General features: G+C 53.1%; 18 protein-coding genes. 3 read left to right on the plus strand and 15 right to left on the minus strand.

Annotated elements, in window-relative coordinates:
• The first annotated feature begins 157 nt into the window (after positions 1-157).
• On the plus strand, positions 158-1,072 hold the full coding sequence (locus GFB57_RS13630) for a DUF808 domain-containing protein (RefSeq protein ID WP_169316136.1): 915 nt from the start codon (positions 158-160) through the stop codon (positions 1,070-1,072).
• Positions 1,073-1,149: 77 nt separating this feature from the next.
• Positions 1,150-1,335 carry a DUF2158 domain-containing protein gene (locus GFB57_RS13635; protein WP_003030415.1) on the plus strand — a complete coding sequence of 62 codons (186 nt, stop codon included), beginning with the start codon at positions 1,150-1,152 and terminating at the stop codon, positions 1,333-1,335.
• Between the two features lie 206 nt (positions 1,336-1,541).
• Here the strand turns inward: GFB57_RS13635 and yodD are convergent, their stop codons facing one another.
• Complete coding sequence (gene yodD / locus GFB57_RS13640) at positions 1,542-1,769, minus strand: YodD family peroxide/acid resistance protein (protein WP_003030417.1); 228 nt, start codon at positions 1,767-1,769, stop codon at positions 1,542-1,544.
• A gap of 163 nt (positions 1,770-1,932) precedes the next feature.
• Here yodD and dsrB point away from each other — a divergent pair, with 163 nt between their 5' ends.
• Positions 1,933-2,121 (plus strand): protein DsrB, encoded by a 189-nt coding sequence (gene dsrB / locus GFB57_RS13645; protein ID WP_003030419.1) that lies wholly within the window; start codon positions 1,933-1,935, stop codon positions 2,119-2,121.
• 54 nt (positions 2,122-2,175) lie between these two features.
• On the opposite strand, the gene rcsA is transcribed toward dsrB, so the two are convergent.
• The 14 genes from rcsA to fliF all read right to left on the minus strand — a co-directional run bounded on the left by rcsA (position 2,176) and on the right by fliF (position 13,676).
• Entirely contained in the window at positions 2,176-2,799 is a 624-nt protein-coding gene (gene rcsA, locus GFB57_RS13650; RefSeq protein WP_003030421.1) for a transcriptional regulator RcsA, read from the minus strand.
• A gap of 288 nt (positions 2,800-3,087) precedes the next feature.
• On the minus strand, positions 3,088-3,873 hold the full coding sequence (gene fliR / locus GFB57_RS13655) for a flagellar biosynthetic protein FliR (RefSeq protein ID WP_003030424.1): 786 nt from the start codon (positions 3,871-3,873) through the stop codon (positions 3,088-3,090).
• A gap of 8 nt (positions 3,874-3,881) precedes the next feature.
• Entirely contained in the window at positions 3,882-4,151 is a 270-nt protein-coding gene (fliQ, locus tag GFB57_RS13660; RefSeq protein WP_003030425.1) for a flagellar biosynthesis protein FliQ, read from the minus strand.
• A gap of 9 nt (positions 4,152-4,160) precedes the next feature.
• On the minus strand, positions 4,161-4,898 hold the full coding sequence (gene fliP, locus GFB57_RS13665; RefSeq protein WP_003030427.1) for a flagellar type III secretion system pore protein FliP: 738 nt from the start codon (positions 4,896-4,898) through the stop codon (positions 4,161-4,163).
• Positions 4,898-5,275 carry a flagellar biosynthetic protein FliO gene (gene fliO, locus GFB57_RS13670; RefSeq protein WP_085952515.1) on the minus strand — a complete coding sequence of 126 codons (378 nt, stop codon included), beginning with the start codon at positions 5,273-5,275 and terminating at the stop codon, positions 4,898-4,900. The genes fliP and fliO overlap by 1 nt, the downstream gene beginning before the upstream one ends.
• On the minus strand, positions 5,275-5,688 hold the full coding sequence (gene fliN, locus GFB57_RS13675; RefSeq protein WP_003030433.1) for a flagellar motor switch protein FliN: 414 nt from the start codon (positions 5,686-5,688) through the stop codon (positions 5,275-5,277). Before fliN ends, fliO begins: the two co-directional genes overlap by 1 nt.
• On the minus strand, positions 5,685-6,689 hold the full coding sequence (gene fliM, locus GFB57_RS13680) for a flagellar motor switch protein FliM (protein ID WP_003030434.1): 1,005 nt from the start codon (positions 6,687-6,689) through the stop codon (positions 5,685-5,687). Before fliM ends, fliN begins: the two co-directional genes overlap by 4 nt.
• Positions 6,690-6,693: 4 nt before the next feature.
• Positions 6,694-7,161 (minus strand): flagellar basal body-associated protein FliL, encoded by a 468-nt coding sequence (gene fliL / locus GFB57_RS13685; protein WP_003030435.1) that lies wholly within the window; start codon positions 7,159-7,161, stop codon positions 6,694-6,696.
• A gap of 104 nt (positions 7,162-7,265) precedes the next feature.
• Positions 7,266-8,480: a flagellar hook length control protein FliK gene (gene fliK / locus GFB57_RS13690; RefSeq protein WP_003030436.1), complete on the minus strand. Its 1,215-nt coding sequence runs from the start codon at positions 8,478-8,480 to the stop codon at positions 7,266-7,268.
• A complete protein-coding gene (gene fliJ, locus GFB57_RS13695) occupies positions 8,477-8,920 on the minus strand; it encodes a flagellar export protein FliJ (protein ID WP_003030438.1) in 444 nt (147 codons plus the stop codon). The genes fliK and fliJ overlap by 4 nt, the downstream gene beginning before the upstream one ends.
• Positions 8,921-8,941: 21 nt before the next feature.
• Complete coding sequence (gene fliI / locus GFB57_RS13700; protein ID WP_003030440.1) at positions 8,942-10,312, minus strand: flagellar protein export ATPase FliI; 1,371 nt, start codon at positions 10,310-10,312, stop codon at positions 8,942-8,944.
• Positions 10,312-11,019, minus strand: a complete 708-nt coding sequence (fliH, locus tag GFB57_RS13705) for a flagellar assembly protein FliH (protein ID WP_003030441.1) — start codon at positions 11,017-11,019, stop codon at positions 10,312-10,314. The genes fliI and fliH overlap by 1 nt, the downstream gene beginning before the upstream one ends.
• Entirely contained in the window at positions 11,012-12,010 is a 999-nt protein-coding gene (fliG, locus tag GFB57_RS13710; protein WP_003030443.1) for a flagellar motor switch protein FliG, read from the minus strand. The genes fliH and fliG overlap by 8 nt, the downstream gene beginning before the upstream one ends.
• The gene (gene fliF, locus GFB57_RS13715; protein WP_003030446.1) at positions 12,003-13,676 is read right to left on the minus strand and encodes a flagellar basal-body MS-ring/collar protein FliF; all 1,674 of its coding nucleotides are present in this window, start codon (positions 13,674-13,676) and stop codon (positions 12,003-12,005) included. The genes fliG and fliF overlap by 8 nt, the downstream gene beginning before the upstream one ends.
• Between the last annotated feature and the right edge of the window lie 174 nt (positions 13,677-13,850).

Consider the following 13,850-nt stretch of genomic DNA (forward strand, 5'->3'; position numbering starts at 1 on the left):
TAAAAAGGTGCAACATAGTAAACGTCAAAACTATCTTACTGGCGAGATTTATAATTACGTGTCGATGTTAAAAACTTGTTGACCAGAAAGGTCAGTTTCAGCATGGCGTGTTTTACTTCATACTTATGACTGCAAAAAAATAATATTGAGGGTCAAAATTTTGGCAGGAAGTAGCTTACTAACCTTACTCGATGATATCGCCACGCTGCTGGATGATATATCAGTGATGGGAAAATTGGCCGCGAAAAAAACCGCGGGCGTGCTGGGAGATGATCTGTCGCTTAATGCGCAGCAGGTATCGGGCGTGCGGGCGAACCGTGAACTCCCGGTGGTCTGGAGCGTGGCGAAGGGGTCGTTTGTAAACAAAGTTATCCTTGTACCGTTGGCGCTATTGATAAGCGCATTTATTCCCTGGGCGATCACCCCCTTATTAATGGTAGGTGGGGCGTTTCTCTGTTTTGAAGGGGTAGAAAAGGTTCTGCATACCCTGGAGGCGCGTAAGCACAAAGAAAGCCCGGAAGAGCGTCAGCAGCGTCTGGCTGCTCTGGCCGCACAGGATCCACTCACCTTTGAGAAAGATAAAATCAAAGGGGCAATACGTACTGACTTCATTTTGTCTGCCGAGATTGTTGCGATTACGCTGGGTATTGTAGCGGATGCACCTTTGCTGAATCAGGTGTTGGTGTTATCGGGTATCGCGTTAGTGGTGACCGTGGGCGTGTATGGTCTGGTCGGGATTATCGTTAAGCTTGACGACATCGGGTACTGGCTGGCAGAAAAACGTAGCCAACTTGCCCAGTCGCTGGGGAAAGGGTTGCTGGTGGTTGCCCCCTGGCTGATGAAAACACTTTCTGTGGTCGGTACATTGGCGATGTTTTTGGTGGGGGGCGGTATTGTGGTACACGGAATATCACCGCTGCATCATGCGATTGAACATTTTGCTCAACAGCAAAGTACATTGATTTCGCTAATGCTTCCGACCCTGCTTAACCTGGTGCTCGGCTTTATCATCGGTGGGATTGTCGTTCTGCTGGTGAAAGCTGTCGCCAGACTGCGCGGAGTTTCGCACTAATTGTTACAGGACTGATTATGCAAAACGCCTCTTTGTCATCTAAGGTGTAAAGGTTTCTCTTGATACAGGAGGCAGGTATGGTCTTTTCTGTCAGTGAGGAAGTCACCTCCAAAGAGGGTGGCCCACGTATGATCGTTACCGGGTATGCCAGCGGAATGGTGGAGTGTCGCTGGTACGACGGCTTTGGCGTTAAACGGGAAGCATTCCGTGAAGATGAACTGGTGGTGCCGGGCGAGCGAAGACAGCTCTGTCAGGATGCCTGAACATTTGACTCGACCGTAACCTGGTGATCTCTCACCCATTAGTTATATTTATCATTTTGGTGAGAATTATTTACTTGTCAGGCAAAAAAATTGCAGATAAGGTTTGGTTCACATCAGATTTTCTGGTGTAACGAATTTACAAGTGCTTCTTGCATAAGCAAGCTTGATCCCGACCCGATAAGGGCCGGGATTTTTTTCGCCCTCAGTCAGCGATTGATCTCCGACACGCTAAAGTCATGGATATCAAGCTCGAACGCATCGGCCAGTTCATGCCATGTATGGTAATCTCGCCCGTCGACGCTAACGCGCTCCGGGTCATCCTGGCTGCGATGAATTTCACTCTCGCAGATTTCGTTGATTGCCTTTAGCAGCGCGTCCACATCGACGCTGACTTCACGTTTGGCCGTATCGCTGTACTCTTTCGCGGTTTTCATCCTCATACCTCTCAACCGTTAAGGATACCGGGGGAGCGTACCCAAACATCAGATACGCGCAACTTAAGTATAGACCGTCGATAAAACCCGCAATCGCGCGTGCACAGCGCTGCCAGAAAAAGGAATTTGTTCTACACTGGCACAAAGCCACAGGAGGAAAACTATGAAGGTGAATGATCGGGTCACAGTCAAAACGGACGGCGGTCCTCGTCGACCGGGCGTGGTACTGGCAATCGAAGAGTTTAGTGAAGGCACCATGTACCTGGTTTCGCTGGAAGACTACCCGCTCGGTATCTGGTTCTTTAATGAATCAGGTCATCAGGATGGTATCTTTGTGGAAAAAGTGGAGTGAGATGAGTTCCGCTGTTTGATTCTGACTGGTGGAGTCGCCACCAGTCAGAACGTCTTAGCGCATATTCACAAAGATACCATTGGTGACGTTATCCGTAAGCCTCACAACGTGATAGATAACTTGCTTATTATGCGTCTTAATCTTTCGTTTTATATTCCCCTTATGGGATGACACCGTCTTGGCTTTGATATTCATTTGATCTGATATCTGTATTGTTCCCTGACCCTCCATCCACATACGCAGCATGCTGGATTCAGTTCGACTTAATGATAATGTCGGCAGATTCACATCAATAGCAATATCTACTTCTTTTTTCAGAATATCGCCAAGTAGTTTATCCAGTGAGTCAGGCTTAATCGATTTAGAACTAATCAATAAATTTTTTCTGACGAGTAGATATTCATCAAAATGCACATTGGCAATTGCCATAAACACAATAAATAATGTGCTGGGATGCTGATTAATGATTTGCTTTATTTGCTGGCTATTAGCAGGATCGTGGATAAAGCAGTCCTCATTAATAAACACCACAGCGGGTTGTTGAGAGACACAGGCGAGACTGAGTTCATCAACGTTGGAAATGTTGTTGATTTCCCTTTTTTTCACTCCCCGACTTACCAGATACCCGGTTAACCCTAGTCGGGTGTAACTGCATAAATCCATAATAATCGTTGACATGGCATACCCTCACTCAATGCGTAACGATAATTCCCCTTACCTGATTATTTCATCACAACTAAACGGAATAATAACGACCCAAGATGACGCTTTCGCTGTTTTTCAGGCGAATTTACTATCCCGTAAAGTTGCGTATAATTTGCCAGGAAACATCTTAAAGTAAAGTGAATGTTGCGTTATGTGAGTGAGGCAAAAACAAATAAGCCGCGACAGAGATATCCTGGTGGATGTTGTCACTTTTTAAAATTAGGACAATCCTTAGTAAAGCAGGATAAAAATTAAGGGTTATTATTTTCCAGGCATTTCGCTGACGATATCGGCCAGTAAATTAAAAATTTCACTGAATAATCGTTCGCAGAATGGCGCAATTAATGGCATTAGCGCCGCCATCAGTGAAATACCTACGGTCAGAGTGAGAGGAAAGCCGATGACGAAAACCGACAGCTGTGGCGCCATGCGATTTAACAAACCAAGTGCGAGGTTCAGCGTGAGTAGCAGCGTCATTACCGGCAGGGCCAGCATTAGCCCGTTGAGGAAAATCAGGCTACCCGCCCGTGTCAGCGCGAGAAACGCATTACTGTTCACCGGATTGCCACCGATGGGCAGAGTATGAAAAGTATCTACCAGCAGCGAAATCAGCCATAAATGGCCGTTAAAGGTCAGGAACAGCAGCATGGCGAGCATGTCGATCAGTCGTGCCAGAACCGGCATATTCAGACGGCTACCGGGATCGAAGAATGTCGCGAAGGAAAGGCCCATTTGCAGGCCAATTAATTCCCCGGCGGTACGTACTGCGGCAAACGCAAACTGCATGGTGAAGCCTAAAGCGATACCGATCAGGATTTGTTGCATTGCCTGCCATAGTGCGCCGATCGAAAAGATGGGGACGTCAACGGCGGGAATTGATGGGGCGATAACGACAGTTATCATCAACCCCAGCCCCAGCTTTACCCGTTTGGGGATGGCTCGTTCACTGAGGATGGGGGCCGTTGAGATGAGCGCCAGTATGCGCAGCAAAGGCCAGAAGTATAAATTCAGCCAGTGGAGCCACTCAACGCTGGTCACCTGCAACATAGCGTTGTCTACCCGATGATGTAGGGGATATTGCTGAACAGCGTACGCACGTAGTCGAGCAGCAGGTTAAGCATCCACGGGCCAGCAACAATGATGGCAATAAACACCGCGACAATTTTGGGAATGAAGGACAGCGTCATTTCGTTAATCTGGGTCGCCGCCTGCAGAATACTGATGATAAGACCTGTGACGAGAGCGACCAACAGCAAAGGCGCAGCAAGGGCCAGGGCGACTTTCATCGCCTCTGTGCCCATCATCATGACCGATTCAGGAGTCATTTCGCGCCTCTAACTGTAAAAGCTTTGTGCCAGCGAGCCGACAAGTAGCTGCCAACCGTCTACCAACACAAACAGCATCAGCTTAAACGGCAACGCGATTGTGGCTGGCGGTACCATCATCATCCCGAGCGCCATCAGTACGCTGGCGATCACCAGGTCGATAATCAGAAACGGAATAAAAATGGTAAAACCTATCTGGAATGCTGTTTTCAACTCACTGGTGACATAAGCGGGTAGCAAAATTCGCATCGGCACGGCTTCTGGTCCCTGTAATGGACCGCTGTTTGCTAAGCGCGCGAAGAGGGCCAGATCGGCTTCACGGGTCTGGCGCAACATAAACTCACGCAGCGGCTGGGCGCCTTTCTCCATAGCTTCCTGCATGGAGATCTTCTCTTCGCTGAACGGTTGATATGCGTCGACGTAGATTTTATCGATCACCGGCGACATGATGAAAAAGGTCAAAAAGAGCGCCAGGCCCAGTAGCACCTGGTTAGGTGGTGCAGAGGGGGTACCCAGCGCATTTCGCAGGAGACCGAAAACAATGATGATGCGGGTGAAGCTGGTCATCATCAGCAAAATTGCAGGCAGGAACGTCAGCGAGGTGATGAACACCAGTGTCTGCACGGGCAAAGACCAGCTTTGTCCGCCGCCCGGCAACGGCTGACTAACCAGACCCGGGAGTTGGGCGAGGGCAACGGGACTGAAAAGCCACAAACCTGCCAGCGTGAGGGATAACAAACGGCGCATCAGGATCTCCCAGGACGCTTAAGCAAACTCTTCATCATGGCCTGGAAATCCGCAGGGGAGGCCGTTTTTTCTTCCGCATCGGCAGGTGCCGGGGGCAGGGTGTGCAGGACGTTAATCTGCGAGGCTGTGACACCCAGTACCAGACGGGCATCTTCGACCTCGACAATCACCACGCGCTCACGTGGACCCAATGAGGTGCTGGCCGCGACTTTTAGCCCGCGCGTACCGGCACTTTTGGGGGCAAACCCCAGACGTTTAATGACCCAGGCGACCGCCAGGATCAAGACGATGATCCCGAGCAGCGCGCCGCTTACCTGCACCAGCGGTGAACCGGAAACGGCGGCGGGTTGAGAAACGGTAGCCTGGGTATTCATGATTAACGGCTCAGACGGCGCATACGTTCAGATGGGGTGATAATGTCAGTGATACGCACACCGTATTTATCCGCGACCACGACGACTTCGCCCTGGGCAATCAGATAACCGTTGATCAGGATATCCAGCGGTTCGCCTGCCAGACCATCCAGGGCGACAACCGACCCCTGCGTCAGGCGCAGCAGCTCTTTGATGGTCATGCGGGTACGGCCCAGTTCGACGGTCAGTTTGACCGGAATGTCCATGATCAGGTCGATGTCCTGCAAAGCACCGCTGACGTCGCCGCCACCTAACTGCTGGAATACCGCATCGGCCGCACTTTTGGTGGGCGTGGTTTTTTGCTCGTTTAACGCGTCAGCCCACAGATCGTCCAATGCGCCAGTGTTCTCATCGGACGGATTATTCATATCACTCATTTGGGCTGTTCCTCATTCAGCGAATTCAAAATCGGGTTTATCAGATGTTCTACGCGTAACGCATACTGACCGTTTACAGTGCCATACTGGCTGGTCAGCACAGGCACGCCGTCCACATGAGCAATAATGCGGTCGGGTTTTTCAATCGGCAGTACATCGCCGGGTTTCAGTTTTAAAATCTGGGATAGCCGCAGCGGAATGTCGGCAAAGTTTGCCACCAGCTCCAGCTCAGAATGCTGAACCTGACGCACCAGATTATTGCGCCAGTTCTGATCTTCATTACGCGAGTTTTCCAGCGGCGGATTCACCAGCAGCTCACGCAACGGCTCAATCATGCTGAATGGCAGACAGATGTTAAATTCACCGGTCAGGTTGCCAATTTCAACGTGGAACGGGGTGTTCACCACAATGTCGTTCGGGGAGGTGGTGATATTGGTAAATTTCACCTGCATCTCAGAACGGACGTATTCCACTTCCAGCGGGTTGATGGCCTTCCACGCGTCGCTGTAGCTTTCCAGCGCCAGCTTCAGCATGCGGTTGATAACGCGCTGTTCTGTGTGCGTAAATTCGCGGCCTTCCACTTTCGTCGGGAAACGACCGTCACCACCGAACAGGTTGTCTACGGCGATAAATACCAGACTTGGTGAGAACACCACCAGACCCGTACCGCGCAGCGGCTTCAGGTGGATTAAGTTCAGGTTGGTCGGAACCGGCAAGTTGCGCGCAAATTCGTGGTAAGGCTGGATACGGATCGCACCCACGGTAATATCCGGACTACGGCGCAATAGGTTAAATAACCCCATACGGAACTGGCGCGCGAAGCGTTCGTTAATGATCTCCAACGCCTGTAAACGCTCACGTACCACGCGACGCTGAGTGTTGGGATCATAAGGACGAATATCGCTTTCTTTTGCGATACCTGAAATGGGTTCGTCTTTGGTTTCGCTATCGCCGTTCAGCAATGCGTCGATTTCTGCCTGAGAAAGAATACTGTCGCCCATGTCTTTACCGCAGAATAAAAGCTGTATAAAGAACGTCGGTGACAACCTGTTTCGGTTGTCCAACAACAAGCGGAGTCGCCAGCGTCTCTTTGATGGCGGTAATCAGCTGTTGCTTACCTTCCTCGGTGGCGAGTGTGGCCGCATTCTGACGAGAAAATAGCAGCAGCAAGCGGCTGCGCACTTCCGGCAGATATTCGTTAAGACGTGAACGTGTCGCCTCATCTTTCATGCGCAGTGTGATACCGATATACAGCACACGGTCTGCATCACCCAGATTGACGGTAAAGGTATCCAGCGCAAAGAACACCGGGGCTGGCGGTGGAGCCGGTTCCGCTTTGACGCTGGCGGAAGGCTGCTGCTGCATGCGCCAGTAGCTATAACCTGCAGTTGCGCAGGCGGCGAGGGTAATTAATACCAGCAGAGGGATCCAAATAGCGCGTTTACTTTTTTTGTTAATCGCGGAGTCAGTCATCAGATACGGGCTTCCTGTTTCGGTACAGCTTATGGGCTGATTATCCCGTGTCCTGTCCACGACAAAGCGTGGAAAAGACGCGGATAATCATGCTACCTCTGGCGTTAGGCGAAGATGTCTACTGCGCCATCGCCGCGGGCAGCGGCTTGCAGCGAGGCTGGGGTTGCCAGTATTGCGTCATCTTCAGCGGCAAAAATGTCTTGTCCTTGAGCGCGACCAGACTGCTGTTGCTGTCCGGAAGACTGCTGATGGCCAGCGAAGCTTTCACTGCTGATGTTGCTTTGCCCCAGTTGGATCCCGCTTTCAGCCAACTGTGTACGCAGCATCGGTAATGCGGCTTCCAGTGCGGCGCGCACGTGACTGTGCGGTGAAACCATTTGTAACTGTGCGAGGTTATCGTCCAGCTTGAGCGAAATATGTACCTGACCCAGGTCCTGCGGATGCAGACGCAGCTCTGCGCTTTGCTGGCCCTGGCGCGTGAACAAGGTGACGTGCTGGCTCAGCGATTGCTGCCATTCATGGCTACCTAACGGAGCGCTTAACACCGGCGCGGCCGTCGGTAATGGTTGTGCGTGTGTTTGTGGGCTACTTAGCGGGGCCGCAGTCATGCCAATGCTGGTCGGTGACGGGGTGCTGTCGATTTCAGTTCTGGCGTTCGCTGCCGCCGTCAGCGGGGTTAATGCCGGGTTGTTTGCCTGATTAGCACCACCGCCAGCAATCGTGATATCCGCTTTGCCTTTTTTGGCATCACCCGGCAGTAATTCGGCTGCATTATCAGTCGCCGCGCCGTGTACCGCGCCTCGTGACAATGCGGAAAGCGCCGCATCAACAGGGGCTGGTGCGCTGTCGACGGCAGACGTAGCCAGTGGTTGTCCTGGCAGCATGGCGAACAACGCGCTCAGGTTGGCGAGATCGTCATCACTCAGCGTAGTGTTTTTTTCGTCCTGCTGAGCGACTTTGCCCAGTGTCGTCAGGGCATTCGCTTTCAGTGAAGGCGTGAGAGCGGACAACAGTTGCTGAGCGTCAGTCATGTCGGCAAGAGAAGTCTCGGTTTGCAGCTCCTGTTGCGCCAGCAGATCGGTTAATTTGACCGACGGTGTGGCATCGCCATTTTTTTGCAGCAACCCTTTTTGCAGCTTACTGCTGGCCGCCTGTAAGTCGGCAAGCGACAGCGGGGCGTCTTTACCTTGTGCGTCGCCCGCACCTAATGCGCCAGCCAGTAGCGCTAAAAAATCTTCGGGTGAATCTACCGCTTTGCTTGACTGAAGACCTGCGGCTACATCGGTGTCGGTGGTAATCAGTTGGGGTAAAGTAATCATTCGGGTTTCCTCATAGCTGCGCGCTGAGCAAATTCATCCATTTTTTTCTGATCCAGACGGTTTTCGGCCAGTAACGCCGCCGAGGTTTGTCTGTCCTGCAACGTCTGCCACGCCTGTAATCGTTGTTTTTTGTCGCGCCAACTGTTCAATGCCTGGTCTACTTTCTGTGTCCATTGATTGAGCTGTTGGCGATGTTGCTCAATCGCTTTTTCCAGCGTCTGAATAAATTGTTGGTAATTGATCCAGCGATTGCTGGTAATACCCTGGCCCATGTCGTTGTTCAGATTGTTGCGATACTCATGCTGATAATCGATCAGCATTTTCAACTGTTCTTCCGCCTGCTGACAGCCACGACGCATCTCTCCCAATAAGACAGCAGCGTCATCTACCTCTTTTTCAGCCAGGTCTTTCAATGTTGCTAATGCACCATGTTGTGCCATGACCTATGCTCTCCTGCTTAATCACACACCAGGGAAAATCAGTTCCAAAGCTTGTAGAGAATCTTCCCAGTCAGCCCGTTCAAAAATACCTTGCTGTAAGAATGCTTCCAGCTGCGGCCATAAGGCGATGGCTTTATCCAGCATCGGATCGCTGCCTTTGGCATACGCCCCCACGCTGACCAGATCACGGTTACGCTGGAAGCTGGACAGCAACTGTTTAAAGTTACGCACCCGTGCATAGTGTTTTTCACTAATGAGCGCGGTCATGGCGCGGCTGATCGAGGCTTCAATATCGATGGCCGGATAGTGACCCGCCTCGGCCAGATGACGAGACAGCACAATGTGACCGTCCAGAATCGCGCGCGCGGAATCGGCAATCGGGTCCTGTTGGTCGTCACCCTCGGTCAGTACCGTATAAAACGCGGTGACTGAACCGCCGCCGTGGATACCGTTACCGGCCCGTTCGACCAGCGCCGGTAACTTAGCGAATACTGAGGGTGGATAACCTTTGGTTGCCGGTGGCTCGCCGATCGCCAGGGCTATCTCACGTTGTGCCATCGCGTAGCGGGTGAGGGAGTCCATAATCAGCAATACATGCTGTCCGCGATCGCGAAAATCTTCGGCGATGCGCGTGGCGTAGGCCGCGCCTTGCATACGTAACAGCGGCGAGACGTCCGCCGGAGCGGCAATCACTACCGAGCGTGCGCGACCGTCAGCACCGAGAATATTTTCAATAAAATCTTTAACTTCGCGACCACGCTCGCCAATCAGACCCACGACGATAACATCGGCCTGGGTATAGCGCGCCATCATGCCGAGCAGGACGCTTTTACCGACGCCGGAACCGGCGAAAAGCCCCATACGCTGGCCGCGGCCAACGGTTAACAACGCGTTGATGGGGCGTACGCCGGTATCCAGGACGTGTTCAATTGCGGTCCGTTGCAGCGGGTTAAACGGCGGCGTAATCAATGCGCCGGTTTCGGTGGTATCCGGGGCGGGCAGTCCGTCGAGCGGTTTGCCGCTACCGTCCAGCACACGACCCAGCAGAGCAGGGCCAAGCGGTAATTGCTTCCCGCTTTGCAGACCTTCTCCGGCAATGTTCTTCGCGTATACGCGCGCGCCGGGCAGAACGCCTTCGACTTCTTCGAGCGGCATCAGAAACAGACGTTGACCGTTAAAGCCCACGACTTCGCTTTCGACCTCCTGGGTTTCGTTGCCGTCCTGGCGTTCAATGACGCAGGTGGCACCGAGCGGCAGCTGTAATCCTGTGGCTTCCAGCACCAGCCCGGTTGCGCGGGTCAGGCGACCATAACGACGCACCGCAGGCAGCAGTGACATTTTCTCTTCGAAGTTGTCCAGCGTATTGAGCCAGCGAGTCAGGCGAGTGGTCATTACACGACCCCCGGCGCTGCCAGACGGCAGAGTTCTTGCCAGCGCGTGGCGACGCTGGCATCCAGATCGCCTTCATCAGCTGAGACTTTACAACCGCCGTGATGCAGCGTGGGATCGCCGCGTAGCCGCCAGCCGTGCAGGCTGAGAGTGGCACCGAGCATCTCCTCCACACGCTGGAGATCGTCCGGATGTACGCGCAGCTGCGGTTTACCGCTAAACAGCGGTTCCTGTTGCAATAACTGTTGGATTTGCTTAATCAGCGCCGCGTTATCCACGATTGGCGTCTGACCAATCACCTGACGCGCAGCTTCCAGCGCCATTTGCATCAGTCGCGAGGCAATGACGCTATCCAGCGCGTCCAGCGTATTCTGAAACTCACTCACCAGCTGCTGCATACGGGCATGGATAGGCGCATGCTGTGCTCGCGCCTGGTTCTGGCCTTGCTCCAGCCCCTGGCTCAGACCTTCCTGATAGCCTTGTTCGTGACCTTTTTGTCGACCTTCCGCCAGCCCCGCGTTATACCCTTGCTCATGGGCCTGCATTTGCAGCTGTGCGAGCTGCTGTTCAAGCTGTTGCTCTGCGGAAAGCTGTGGCTCTTCAGCTTCTTCTGACAGCGGCGTTTCGCTGTGGTCGGCCAGTACGAACTCCGCCATCGGTGGGGCGAGGTCGTCCGGAGTCCAGACTTTCCACGGCAGTTCGTTAGACATAGGTATCCTCGCCGCTGCCTATCACCATCTCGCCGGTTTCCGCCAGACGACGCACAATAAGCAGAATGGCTTTCTGTTCGTTTTCCACCTGCGACAAACGCACCGGGCCGCGGTTGGCAAGGTCGTCACGCAGAATATCGGCAGCACGTTGCGACATGTTGCGCAGGAACTTCTCGCGTAGCGGCTGTTCGGCACCTTTCAGGGCAATCAGCAGCGATTCGGAATCCACTTCCTGCAACAGACGCTGGATACTGCGATCGTCGACGTCCACCAGGTTTTCGAACAGGAACATCTCGTCGATAATTTTCTGTGCCAGCTCGCCGTCGAATTCGCGTACGGCGGTAATAACCGCTTCTTCCTGCTGGGTTTTCATCAGGTTGATAATTTCTGCTGCCGTTCTCACGCCGCCCATTTTGCTGCGCTTGAGGTTCTGACCATCGAGTAGACCGTTCAGTACCTCGGTCAGTTCTGCCAGCGCGGCAGGCTGCACACCGCCGAAGGTGGCGATACGCAGCATCACGTCGTGGCGTAAACGCTCGTCGAACAGCGCCAGAATATCGGCGGCCTGGCCCCGTTTGAGGTGCACCAGAATGGTGGCGATAATCTGTGGATGCTCGTCGCGGATAAGGTCGGCGGCGCTTTGCGGTTCCATAAAGTTGAGCGTTTCAATGCCGCTGGTGGTATCGCGGGTTTCCAGAATATCTTCCAGCAGGCTGGAGGCGCGTTCCTCGCCCAGCGCTTTCACCAGCACGGAGCGCAGATATTCGTTGGCGTTGATATTCAGCGCGGCAAATTGTTCTGCTTCTTGCTCAAACTCGGCCAGTACTTCCGTCAACTGTTTGTTGGAGATCTGGCGTACGTTCGCCATCGCTGTACTGAGCGCCTGAACTTCGCGCGTGGAAAGGTGTTTAAACACCTCAGCCGCGCGATCTTCGCCAATGGTCATCAGCAGGATGACGCTTTTATCGGTACCGGTAAGGGCATTACTCATGATCGTTACTCATCCACTGGCGAATGACCAGCGCCACGACGCGCGGATCGTTATCTGACATTTCACGAATACGCTGGCTCATCACTTCTGCACCCAGACGTTGATTCGTACGACGCTGCTGGGTTTGTTCGTCTTTGCTGAGGCGAACTTCTACCGCTTCTTCGGTTTCCTGACGGATACGCGTTTGTTCTTGTACCGCTTTTGCTTCTTCGCTGCGGCGAACCAACTGCGGGCGAACAGCCTTACGCCACAGGATCCAGGCAACAAGCAGAACCAGCAACCAACGGCCTGCGGTCATCAACTGTTCAATAAAGACCTGCTGTTTCCAGAACGGCAGCTCGCCAAGGGAATCGTCGGTCGCCGTGAAGGGTGAATTCACCACGTTCAGGGTATCGCCACGCTTGTCGGAGAAGCCCATCGCTTCACGGGTCAGGTCCTCAATCTGTTTCATCTGATCGGCGGTTAACGGCAGCGGTTTGCCGTCCGGCAACGTTTTATAGTTGACCACCACCGCCACCGAGAGACGCTGTACATCGCCGACGTTCATTTTGGTGTGGCGAATGGTACGGTCGACTTCATAGTTGCTGGTTTCATTACGCTGCGTACTGCGTGGACCAGAATTATTGTTGTTATTTGCCGTTTGCGTGGTTTGCGCATTTTGCTGATTAGCCGGAGGGGTGGCGATTGGCGCGGTATTAGCCGGTGCTGGTTGGTTAGACAATGCGCCCGGTACGCCGCCTGGCGCTCCGCTACCGATCTGCTCGCTGACGTTTAACTGGCGTGAACGCAGCACGGCCTGGGAATCATCACCGTTTGGACGGTACTGTTCTTCGGTTTGCTCTTTATTAGCAAAATCCAGTTGTGCGGTGACCTGCGCATGTACGTTACCGTTGCCGACAATCGGCGACAGGATCGATTCAATACGACGTTGAACGCGCCCTTCGACATCGCTGGCGTATTTCAACTGCGCATCGTTAAGATCGCGGCTGCTGGTGTTTGACTGAGTTAACAGATGACCCGCCTGGTCGACCAGCGTAACGTTGCCCGGTGGCAAGCCTGCAACAGCGCTGGAAACCAGATGCGTGACCGCACTGATTTGACCTTCATCCAGTGCGCGACCCGGTTCAAGGTTAACGGTCACGGAGGCTGAAGGCGCTTTTTGCTCACGCACAAACAGCGACGGTTTTGGCATTGCCAGATGCACGCGGGCGCGTTTTACCGGTCCCAGCGTTTCAATAGTACGGGCTAATTCACCTTCCAGCGCACGCTGGTAGTTGACCTGCTCGCTAAACTGGCTAATACCAAACTTTTCCTGATCCAGCAGCTCAAAGCCAACGGCGCCGCCCTTCGGCAGACCTTGTTGTGCCAGACGTAACCGCAATTCGTGAACTTTATCGGCAGGAACTTCTATAGCACCGCTTCCCTCAGTAAAACGATAGGGAACGTTCATCTGCGTCAGTTGGGTGACAATCGCGCCACCATCCTGATCGGATAGGTTGCTGAACAGTGTGCGGTAGTCAGGTGTTTTGGCCCACAGGACCATCGCCACGATGATAGCGACGGCAGCGGCTCCCGCCACAATCAGAGGAATTCTGGGATTCGCGCGCAGGCGGTTTAACCACTCGAGAGGTTTAAGCTGGGTTGCAGTCGATGCTGTCGCACTCATCTCGCACCTCGTGGCTTATCGTGGACGGCGTTTTTTGCAAAGTGGAACAAGACTCACTCCCGGGTCAGCAAACTCGAAAAATTGACGGTCTCATTATTTGCGGTTTCGAATTTTTCTATGCGTTAAAAACCGTGGTTTTTTATCGTTATTTAACGCCTTTATCTTATTGACTAA

The sequence above is a fragment of the Citrobacter sp. S39 genome (assembly GCF_009495675.1).
Taxonomy (GTDB): domain Bacteria; phylum Pseudomonadota; class Gammaproteobacteria; order Enterobacterales; family Enterobacteriaceae; genus Citrobacter; species Citrobacter freundii.

Bases quoted from the DNA above. Each gene is read 5' to 3' on its own strand.
- dsrB (WP_003030419.1), top strand. From the start codon at position 1,933: ATGAAGGTGAATGATCGGGTCACAGTCAAAACGGACGGCGGTCCTCGT.
- fliJ (WP_003030438.1), bottom strand. From the start codon at position 8,920: ATGGCACAACATGGTGCATTAGCAACATTGAAAGACCTGGCTGAAAAA.
- fliI (WP_003030440.1), bottom strand. From the start codon at position 10,312: ATGACCACTCGCCTGACTCGCTGGCTCAATACGCTGGACAACTTCGAA.
- fliK (WP_003030436.1), bottom strand. From the start codon at position 8,480: ATGATTACTTTACCCCAACTGATTACCACCGACACCGATGTAGCCGCA.
- fliH (WP_003030441.1), bottom strand. From the start codon at position 11,019: ATGTCTAACGAACTGCCGTGGAAAGTCTGGACTCCGGACGACCTCGCC.
- fliL (WP_003030435.1), bottom strand. From the start codon at position 7,161: ATGACTGACTCCGCGATTAACAAAAAAAGTAAACGCGCTATTTGGATC.
- fliR (WP_003030424.1), bottom strand. From the start codon at position 3,873: ATGTTGCAGGTGACCAGCGTTGAGTGGCTCCACTGGCTGAATTTATAC.
- fliF (WP_003030446.1), bottom strand. From the start codon at position 13,676: ATGAGTGCGACAGCATCGACTGCAACCCAGCTTAAACCTCTCGAGTGG.
- fliM (WP_003030434.1), bottom strand. From the start codon at position 6,689: ATGGGCGACAGTATTCTTTCTCAGGCAGAAATCGACGCATTGCTGAAC.
- yodD (WP_003030417.1), bottom strand. From the start codon at position 1,769: ATGAAAACCGCGAAAGAGTACAGCGATACGGCCAAACGTGAAGTCAGC.
- fliG (WP_003030443.1), bottom strand. From the start codon at position 12,010: ATGAGTAATGCCCTTACCGGTACCGATAAAAGCGTCATCCTGCTGATG.
- GFB57_RS13635 (WP_003030415.1), top strand. From the start codon at position 1,150: ATGGTCTTTTCTGTCAGTGAGGAAGTCACCTCCAAAGAGGGTGGCCCA.
- fliN (WP_003030433.1), bottom strand. From the start codon at position 5,688: ATGAGTGATATGAATAATCCGTCCGATGAGAACACTGGCGCATTGGAC.
- rcsA (WP_003030421.1), bottom strand. From the start codon at position 2,799: ATGTCAACGATTATTATGGATTTATGCAGTTACACCCGACTAGGGTTA.
- fliP (WP_003030427.1), bottom strand. From the start codon at position 4,898: ATGCGCCGTTTGTTATCCCTCACGCTGGCAGGTTTGTGGCTTTTCAGT.
- fliQ (WP_003030425.1), bottom strand. From the start codon at position 4,151: ATGACTCCTGAATCGGTCATGATGATGGGCACAGAGGCGATGAAAGTC.